At 63.5% G+C, this 9,328-nt stretch carries 8 protein-coding genes; 7 read left to right on the forward strand and 1 reads right to left on the reverse strand.

The window, feature by feature from the left end; translation table 11 throughout:
* The 6 genes from GGR48_RS17605 to GGR48_RS17630 form a co-directional block, all read left to right on the forward strand.
* On the forward strand, window positions 1-417 hold a 417-nt coding region (locus GGR48_RS17605; protein WP_244954874.1), incomplete at its 5' end, for an integrase core domain-containing protein.
* Between the two features lie 243 nt (window positions 418-660).
* Window positions 661-2,001 (forward strand): RHS repeat-associated core domain-containing protein, encoded by a 1,341-nt coding sequence (locus GGR48_RS17610; protein ID WP_183953144.1) that lies wholly within the window; start codon window positions 661-663, stop codon window positions 1,999-2,001.
* 8 nt (window positions 2,002-2,009) lie between these two features.
* Window positions 2,010-2,597 (forward strand): hypothetical protein, encoded by a 588-nt coding sequence (locus tag GGR48_RS17615; RefSeq protein ID WP_183953145.1) that lies wholly within the window; start codon window positions 2,010-2,012, stop codon window positions 2,595-2,597.
* Between the two features lie 366 nt (window positions 2,598-2,963).
* Complete coding sequence (locus tag GGR48_RS17620) at window positions 2,964-5,678, forward strand: TonB-dependent receptor (protein WP_183953149.1); 2,715 nt, start codon at window positions 2,964-2,966, stop codon at window positions 5,676-5,678.
* Window positions 5,675-6,706 carry a phytase gene (locus tag GGR48_RS17625; RefSeq protein ID WP_183953146.1) on the forward strand — a complete coding sequence of 344 codons (1,032 nt, stop codon included), beginning with the start codon at window positions 5,675-5,677 and terminating at the stop codon, window positions 6,704-6,706. The genes GGR48_RS17620 and GGR48_RS17625 overlap by 4 nt, the downstream gene beginning before the upstream one ends.
* A 148-nt stretch (window positions 6,707-6,854) precedes the next feature.
* Window positions 6,855-8,021 (forward strand): nucleotide sugar dehydrogenase, encoded by a 1,167-nt coding sequence (locus GGR48_RS17630; protein WP_183953147.1) that lies wholly within the window; start codon window positions 6,855-6,857, stop codon window positions 8,019-8,021.
* Window positions 8,022-8,272: 251 nt separating this feature from the next.
* On the opposite strand, the gene GGR48_RS18000 is transcribed toward GGR48_RS17630, so the two are convergent.
* The gene (locus GGR48_RS18000; protein WP_206362449.1) at window positions 8,273-8,521 is read right to left on the reverse strand and encodes a helix-turn-helix domain-containing protein; all 249 of its coding nucleotides are present in this window, start codon (window positions 8,519-8,521) and stop codon (window positions 8,273-8,275) included.
* 75 nt (window positions 8,522-8,596) lie between these two features.
* Here GGR48_RS18000 and GGR48_RS18005 point away from each other — a divergent pair, with 75 nt between their 5' ends.
* On the forward strand, window positions 8,597-9,271 hold the full coding sequence (locus GGR48_RS18005; RefSeq protein WP_206362450.1) for a hypothetical protein: 675 nt from the start codon (window positions 8,597-8,599) through the stop codon (window positions 9,269-9,271).
* Window positions 9,272-9,328: the final 57 nt, after the last annotated feature.

Consider the following 9,328-nt stretch of genomic DNA (forward strand, 5'->3'; position numbering starts at 1 on the left):
GAAGCCTGCGGCCGCTTCGCGGCCTTGTCTTCATCAGGGCCACAGTGGCTCCCATTCCAGCGCTTCCCGATGTGCTACGGCAGCGAGTTCATCGCCACCGCCGTCCAGACCTGGCTCGGCCAGATCGGCGTGAAGACGCTCTACATCGCCCCGGGCTCGCCATGGGAGAACGGCTATAACGAAAGCTTCAACGGGTCGCTTCGCGACGAACTGCTCAATGGCGAGATCTTCTACAGCCTCGCGGAGGCCAGGGTGCTGATCGAGGCGTGGCGCCGTCACTACAACACCGTCCGGCCGCACAGCAGCCTGGGCTACCGCCCGCCGGCCCCGGAAGCGGTGACACCGCCATTACCGGCCTCCGGTTCCGCTTCGCTCCACCTACGCCCGGCAATGGCGGCGGAGACGACAATGCACTAACTAACAAGCCGGACCACCCGGTGGGGGCTGCTCAGCAGGGTGCCGACATCGGACCGGACCTAAGTCGAGGTCGCCTATGACGAAGCGGGGCGCTATGTCGGGCGCACCAGCCCCAGCGGCGAGACCGCGCTCAGCTTTGACGAGGCTGGGCTACTGCGTCGCTATGAGAGCAACGGCCATGCGCTACGCTTCGCCCATGACGCCAGCGGGCTGGAGACGCTGCGCGAGGCGGCCGCGATCGGGGTGCGCACCGCCTTTCAGCTGACCCAGGCCTATGACCCCGCCGGGCGGCTGGCGGAACAGCGGGCAGGCGGCGTCGCGGTCTTCTCGGGCATGCCGCCCGCGCCGGGCGAGCTGGTGCGCCACTATGACTGGGACCGCGCCGGGCGACTGGCGAGGATCAGGGACGCAGGGGCGAGCGGCGTCCGGGGCGAGACGCGCTTTCATCACGACCTGCGCGACCAGACGGTCGCCGTCGAGCGGCCCGGTGCGCGTGAGGCCTATCGCTACGATGCGCGCGGTCGGATGGTCGAGCGCATCCTGGCCGAGCAGGGCTTTCGCCCGCGCCGCTGGCGTTATCGCTGGGACGGGTTCGACCAGCTGGTCGAGTTGGAGACGCCCGACGGGGTGCGCTGGCGCTACAGCTATGACGCCTTTGGCCGGCGCGTGGGCAAGACGCTGCTGGGCGGTACCGCGACGCGGCGGGTCGATTATGTCTGGCAGGGCATTTCGCTCGCCGAGGCATGGTATCGCTCCGGGCATCGCACGGGCGAAGGCAAGGGTGACGAGAGCCTCTCCATCGAGCGCTGGCATTTCGAACCCGACGGCCTGCGCCCGCTGGCCAAGGAACTGGTGCCGGCCGGACCGGATGCCGAACCGGTGCTGGCGGAGGCGCAATGGCTGCCGATCGTCGCCGACCAACTCGGCGCGCCGCACGCGCTGTTCGGCGAGGACGGCCAATGCCACTGGCGCGCCGAGCCGGAGCTATGGGGTCGCACCCGCACCGCCCGCGCGCTGCTGCGCGAACGCGGTGGCAGCGATGCCGGAGGGGAAGGCGACACCGCCCCCTGCGCGCTACGCTTTCCCGGCCAATGGGAGGATGCAGAAAGCGGGCTGCACTATAACCTCAACCGCTATTACGATCCTGAAACCGGCCAATATCTGTCCCCCGATCCGATCGGCGTCGACGGGGGTCTGCGGACCCATGCCTATGTGCACGACCCGTTGCGGTGGTTCGATCCGGATGGGTTGGCCGCATGCGTGAAATTCAAACGTTGGAAACCTGGCGACGCGATCGATAAGCCAATGCCCGATGGCAGCCCTCCCAAATGGGACGTGGTGCGGTCGCGATATTGGAAGAACCGGGCGGATGCAGCTGTACGAGAGAATACCGGCGAGTTTGATGCTGCGACCTTGGCCCGGATGCGCCGAGGTGCAGCTCCTCTAGATGCGAACGGTAACCCGATGGAATTACATCACCACGTCCCACAACGAGCGCCGAGTCCAAACACCCATAATCCGGGTAACCTACGCGAAGTCACCCGCGAACAGCATTCCGATCTTGATCCGTTCAGACATTTGTGAGGTATTTTGTGAGCCTGATCGAAGATATAAAGTCATTTGTCGAAGGTCGGACTTCCGCCAAAAATCTTTATGAGAAGGTAAAATCCAGCCCAGAATCAGAATCATTTTTTGATGGTTTTTTTTCGAAGCCATATACAAATGATGGCTCTCTCTACCTTTATATAATTAGCCAAAATTACGACAATCCTGCAACCTCCGTTAACCTGCAGGATGTGATGGCAAAATTTCTAGATTTTAAGGGTATACCCTATTCTCAGGATGATTCTGCGCTACGAGAATATGAACTCATACTCAAATCCAGCCCCGATTGGCTATCACTCCCGGAATTTTACATCGAAAAAATCAAAAATGACATAAAAGGAGCAGATACAAAACAAGCTCGTTCTATCGTCAAGGATGTGATCAAGCGGGATTTCGTTTCATTAGGCAAGCCACCAAAATGGTTGCAGTCACCCGAGTGGCAGTTTGACGACAATCAGCCGATGATCTTCGTCGGTCAATTGAGTCTTGACAAGCTGAAGCACGACACATCCCAAATCTATATTTTTATAAATTCTAAAAATGAAAAGGTCCATTCCGTCATCCAAACCGCTTAGTAGTAAACGCCCTCCTTTCAGCGAAGCGGATTTTGGGATACGTGTTGGCACTATAATCTTCACTACTTTCACGTGTCTCAACCTCAAGGGGGATCAATGAAATTGATCCCCCTTGAGGCCGATGCGCAACACGCGCCCCGCCCATCACCCAAAATCGATTGTGACACCGCCGTCACCCAATCGTCATCCCGATAACATTGCTCCGTAACAAACCCCGGTCACGGGGGCGGGAACGACCGGCGCCGGGGGGTGTCGGCACGATCAGCACTCAGGGGGAGCATCATGCACGCCATCCGTTCCGGCATCCGCGGTCTCGCGGGCGCCTCTCTCATCGCATTGGGCTTTGCCGCGAGCCCTGCGCTCGCCATGGCCAGCGACGTGGCCACGCCGGCGGGCGTGCCGGCATCGGGGCCGATCCTGTCGGGGCGGATCTATGACGCGACCGGTGTCGCGCTGCCGGGCGCGCGGGTCGTGGTCGAGGGGACGGGGGCGCAGGCCACCACCAATCTCCAGGGCGAGTTCAGCATCGTCACGCCCGAGGAGGCCGGCGACGTCACGCTGCTGGTCGATTATCTCGGCCGCCCGCCCGTCACCCGCATCGTACCCGCGGCCGAGCGGGGTCGGCCGGTCTCGCTGACGCTGCCCGCCGCCAGCGGCGAGGATGGCGACATCGTCGTCACCGGTGCCTCGCTGCTCGACAATACCGCGCGCGCGCTCAACCAGCAGCGGACCGCCGACAATACCGTCACCATCATCTCGTCCGACGCGATCGGCCGCTTCCCCGATCCCAATATCGCCGAGGCGCTCCAGCGCGCGCCCGGCGTCGGCATCGAGCGCGACCAGGGCGAGGGCCGCTACATCAACGTACGCGGCGCGCCCAGCGAGTGGTCGGCCATCTCGGTCGACGGCATCCAGATCCCCTCGGTCGACCCGACGACACGCGCGGTCGACCTCGACACGCTGCCCTCCGACATCGTCGCCAATCTGGAGGTGACCAAGTCGCTGCTGCCGTACCAGGATGCGGACTCGATCGCGGGCGCGGTCAACATCACGACCCGCTCGCCCTTCGACCGCAAGGGCTTCGCGCTGACCGGCATGGCGGGCGCCAGCTACAACCAATATGGCAAGGGCAGCGACTATCGCGGATCGGCTGCGGTCAGCGATACCTTCGGTCCCGATCGCCAGTTCGGCCTGCTCTTCTCGGGCAGCTATTCGCGCACCCATCGCCGCCCCGACAATGTCGAGAATACGTGGAGCCAGACGCCCGCAGGCTTGCGCGTCACCGAGACGCTGTTCAAGGATTACGACACCAAGCGCCAGCGTATCGCCGGCACCGGCGCGTTCGAGTGGCGGCCATCGGACCAGACCCATGCCTGGGTGCGCGGCACCTATGCCCGGTTCGAGGATGACGAATTCCGCGACCGCATCGGCATCCTGTGGAGCGAGGGCACGCTCCAGGCCGGATCGACCGACCGCGCCGCGACCTGGCGCAACACCCGCATCGAAAAGCAGGTCCGCCACCGCAAACAGGTCAACGAGATCTGGTCGGCGACGGCGGGTATCGAGCAGCGGCTGGGCGAGGGCACCATCCGCGCGGACGTGGCCTATAGCGAAAGCTCGCAGACCTATCCGCGCCGCGACGAGCTGCTGTTCCGCTCCACGCTGCGCCCGACCTTGTCCTATGATTTCGCCGATGTCGATCTGCCCAGCTATTCGCTGTTCACGACCAAGGAGCATCTCCAGCTCGGCACCTACGGTTTCCGCGAAAACGCCTATCGGTCGAACACGACCAAGAATGACGAGCTGACGCTGGCCATCCGTTCGGACGTGCCGCTGGGCGATTTCGTCACCCTGTCGAGCGGCGGCAAATATCGCGAGCGGCACATCAACGCCGATGAAGAGCGCTTCCGCGACCGCCGCACGTCGGCCGCGCCGACGCAGAGCCTGGCGGGGCTGTTGTCGGACGAGGACTCGCGCAATTTCGGCTATGAGCTGGGCAAGCGCTTCGACACCGGGCTGGCCGATGCCTATTTCGACGCGACCAAGGCCGCCTCGGAGCGTCGCCTGCCGCAGTCGCTGACCGCCGATTATGTCGCGGAGGAGAAGATCCTCGGCCTGTTCGGCATGGCCAAATATGTGAAGGACGGCACGACCCTGATCGCGGGGCTGCGCGTCGAAACCACCGATTTCGAGAGCAGCGCCCCCAGCGTCTCGCGCACCGGCGCGGTGACGACGGCGCGGGGGCATAACGGCTATGCCGAATTCTTCCCCAACCTGACGCTGCGCCAGGCCTTCACCCCCAATCTGATCCTGCGCGGCGCGCTCAGTCGCGCGATCAACCGCCCCAATTTCCCGCAGATCGCCCCGCGCGTGCTGGAGACGAGCGAGGGCAACACCGTGCGGGTCGAGTTCGGCAATCCGGACCTGAAGCCGACCCTGTCGAACAATGTCGATGCTGGCCTGGAATATTACATCCGGCCGCTGGGCGTGATCTCGGTCAACGGCTTCTACAAGGACCTGACCGACTATCGCTACACGCTGAACACTGTCGGCGTGTATAACGGCGTGGGCGGCGCGACCCTCAGCCGTCCGATCAACGCGCGCAAGGGCGAGCTCTACGGCGTCGAGCTGAACTGGCAGCAGCAGTTGAGCTTCCTGCCAGGCGTGCTGGGCGGCCTGGGCGTCTTCGCCAATTATACCTATACCAAGGGCAACGCGACCTTCGACGCCGCCTATGGCGGACGCAGCCGCTTCGTGCTGCCGGGCCAGTCGACGCATATGTGGAACGCCAGCGTCTTCTACGAACGCGGCCCGGTGAACCTGCGCGTCGCCTATACCAAGCGCTCGGACTATCTGGACGAGATCAACGCCGACAATCCCGCGCTGGACCTGTACTGGGAGGGTCGCGGCCAGCTCGACGTGACGGGCAGCGTGCAGCTGGCCAAGGGCATCAATCTGTTCGCCGAGGGCAAGAACCTGACCAACACGCCGGGCGTGCGCTATTTCGGCGAGCGCTTCCGGACCTATGAATATGAGAAGTTCGGCTACACGCTGTTCGGCGGCCTGCGGGTGAAGCTGTGAGGACCGCACTCCTCGCGCTGCTGCTCGCGGGATGCGCCAGCGTGCCGGCCGCAGTGCCTGTCGGGGGGGCGGTCACGGCGCCGATCATCGCCGCCAGCGCCGAGACCGATCCGGTCGACAGCACATCGGACGCGGCGGACGATCCCGCCATCTGGCGTAATGCCGCGAACCCCGCCGCCAGCCTGGTCATCGGCACGGACAAACAGGTCGGCATCCATGTCTATGACCTGAAGGGCAAGCGCCTGTCCTTCACGCCCGCCGCGCGGCTCAACAATGTCGATCTGCGCGAGATGGCGGGGGGCCGCGTGATCGTCGCGGCCAGCGACCGCGCCGACACGGCGAACGCGCATGTCGCGCTGTTCACCCTCGACACCGTGGCGCGCCGGCTGGTGCCGATGGGCCGCTATCCGGTGGGGGCGGGGGAGGCCTATGGCATGTGCCTATGGACCCGCGCCAAGGACAAGGCGCTGTTCGGCTTCGTGGTGCTGAAGGACGGGCGGATCGATCAGGTTCGCATCCACGTCTCTGGGGCCACCCCGCGCGTCGAGACGGTGCGCAGCATGAAGCTGGGTACCCAGGCCGAGGGCTGCGTCGTCGATGACCGTACGGGCACGCTCTACGTCGCCGAGGAGGATGTCGGGCTGTGGCGCTTTGCCGCCGATCCCGCCGCGCCGACCACCGCGACCCCGATCGCCAGGGTCGATGGTCGCACGCTGGTCGCCGATGCCGAAGGGCTGGCGCTGGCGCCCAAGGGGAAGACCGGTGGCTATCTGGTCGTCTCCAGCCAGGGTGACAATGCCTATACGCTCTACCGCTTGGCCGACATGACCTATGCCGGGCGCTTTCGCATCGGCGGAGGGGAGGTCGACGGGACCAGCGAGACTGACGGGATCGAGCTGGCGCTGGGCGATTTCGGCCCCGATTACCCCGAGGGCCTGTTCGTCGCGCAGGACGGCGACAATGCGCCGGACACCCAGAATTTCAAATATGTCAGCTGGGCCAGGATCGTGAAGGCACTCGGTCTGTAGGATTGTCGACAGGTCGACGATGTGACGAAACGGGACAGGGGATTGGTCCGCCGCCCCTCTGCCCCGCGCAGTCGCAATTGCCCTGCGCCCCCCATTGAGGCATGCGGACCGCACCAGGCCGACACGCCTGACTGGTGGGATGTGACGAATGAAGATCGCTGTTTTTGGCCTGGGCTATGTCGGCCTGTCGAACGCCGTCTTGCTGGCGCAGCATAACGAGGTCGTCGCGGTCGACATCTCGGCCGAGCGGGTGGCGATGGTCAATGCCCGCACCTCGCCGATCATTGATGCCGAGCTGCAGGATTTCCTGACCGGCCGCACGCTGAACCTGTCCGCCACGACCGACGCGGCTGCGGCGCTGGCCGGTGCCGATTACGTCATCGTCGCGACGCCGACCAATTACGACATCGACACCAACAGCTTCAACACCGCCTCGGTGGAGGCGGTCATCAGCCTCGCCAAGACCCATGCGCCGGACGCCACCGTGGTCGTCAAATCGACCATCCCGGTCGGCTTTATCGACGATGTCCGGGCGCGGCTGGACACGCAACAGGTCGTCTTCAGCCCCGAATTCCTGCGCGAGGGCCGCGCGCTGCACGACAATCTCCACCCCTCGCGGATCATCGTCGGCGAACAGTCGGAGCGTGCGCGCATCTTCGCCGACCTGCTCGCCCAAGGTGCCGAGAAGACCGACATCCCGGTCCTGTTCACCGGCAGCCGCGAGGCCGAGGCGATCAAGCTGTTCGCCAACACCTATCTCGCGATGCGCGTCGCCTTCTTCAACGAACTCGACAGCTATGCCATCGCCGGCGACATGGACACGCGCCAGATCATCGAGGGCGTCGGCCTCGATCCGCGTATCGGCAGCCATTATAACAATCCGAGCTTCGGCTATGGCGGCTATTGCCTGCCCAAGGACACCAAGCAGCTGCTCGCCAACTATACCAACGTCCCCCAGAACCTGATCCGAGCGATCGTCGACGCTAACCGCACCCGCAAGGATTTCCTGGCCGACCAGATCATCGCCAAGCGGCCCCAAAAGGTCGGTATCTTCCGCCTGACCATGAAGGCGGGATCAGACAATTTCCGCCAGTCCTCGATCCAGGGCATCATGAAGCGGATCAAGGCCAAGGGGATCGAGGTCGTCGTCTTCGAGCCCAGCCTGGCCGAGGACAGCTTCTTCGGCTCGAAGGTCTATCGCGACATCGCTGCCTTCAAGCAGGAAAGCGACGTCATCATCGCCAACCGCAACGACCCCGAACTGGCCGATGTCGCGGACAAGCTGTTCACGCGGGACATTTTCGGCTCGGATTGATCCCCTTTCACTCCCAGTGGCGGTAGCTACCATCCGCCTCGCAGGGTAAAGATACTCTCGAGCCTGAGGCGAGTAAGGACCATGTTGTACCGGGACGCGCTGACGTGTGTACCGGTACAACACACATCTTGCCTGCTACTCAGCTGCAACGTCGCACCGCCATAGCGAAGGCGCTTTTTGATTTACCGAACGACGGCGGAATATGTTTAAGCTGCTCGTGCATCGCATCGACAGGCGGCCCTAAACACAGATCACGACCGGTTTTCAGAGAGAAGTTCACTGAGCAAGGCCACTGGATCAACCCCGATCGCTAGCGCAACTGCGACATATTCATCCACGCTCAACTGACGCTCGCCGGTCTCGTAGCGCGATACATAAGCCTGCTTCCATCCGAGCCGTTTCGCGAGGTCGACCTGACGAAGGCCGGCGTCCCGCCGCGCTACGGTCAGCGCAGCAACGATGCGGGCGTGCAGGTCAGATGGGGCATGGGAGATGGGCACCCCAAAGTATCTAGACCGGCTTGAGCGATATACGAAAAACGTATATCGTGTGAACAGCCGATCGGGAGTGCTGACATGAGACTGTTCGAGCGCATTACCATCTGGTTCGAAGACAGGACAATGCCGGATAACCCGGGGATCGGCAGCGACGGCATGGACATCAATCCGGCGACCGGATTGCCGACGATCGCCGGGGCGGAGACACCCGACGTCGCCGGCAATCCCTATGGCTCCGCCCGGCCGAATGATTGCCAGTGTGACTGGCAGCACGACGATCGCCGGGACAGCGGGGCCCATAACCATTTTCAGCATAACGATAGCTGGTCAGCGAGCAGCCATGGTCCCTGCGTGGCTAAGCATATCCCTGTGGCTGACCGATTGGTCGCACGATGGGAGGTGAGGCAACTAAGCATCATCCCCTACGGGATCAGCCTCATGGCCGTTCTACCGATGCTGATAGCGACGATCGGTATCGCCAAGGTGATCGGGACCAGGCCGCTCGTGCTCGGGCAAGGCATGGTCATCCTCTGGATTATGCTGCTCGGCACTGAGATAGGGCGGATACTCTGGACGCTAAAGCACCGTTACGCCTCGCCCCGCTGGCTACGCGCGGTTCATGCCGTGGTCGGTGACGACCTCGCCGTCCGCGCGCTCGCTGAGCTGATGCGCCAGCATCGGTACGAGCCCAATTACGTCCTTGTGAGGTCCGACATGGCCCCTGTGCATTATCGGGCCACGGATTCACGGTAGCGGCTTGGCGAGCAGAGGCGTGAAGCCATCGGTGTCGAGTTCGAGGTTTTCGGCCCA

The organism is Sphingomonas pseudosanguinis, from assembly GCF_014196255.1.
Taxonomy (GTDB): Bacteria; Pseudomonadota; Alphaproteobacteria; order Sphingomonadales; family Sphingomonadaceae; genus Sphingomonas; species Sphingomonas pseudosanguinis.

Excerpts from the sequence above, each read along its gene's own strand:
- GGR48_RS17630 (WP_183953147.1), top strand. The coding sequence starts at position 6,855 with ATGAAGATCGCTGTTTTTGGCCTGGGCTATGTCGGCCTGTCGAACGCC.
- GGR48_RS18005 (WP_206362450.1), top strand. The coding sequence starts at position 8,597 with ATGAGACTGTTCGAGCGCATTACCATCTGGTTCGAAGACAGGACAATG.
- GGR48_RS17620 (WP_183953149.1), top strand. The coding sequence starts at position 2,964 with ATGGCCAGCGACGTGGCCACGCCGGCGGGCGTGCCGGCATCGGGGCCG.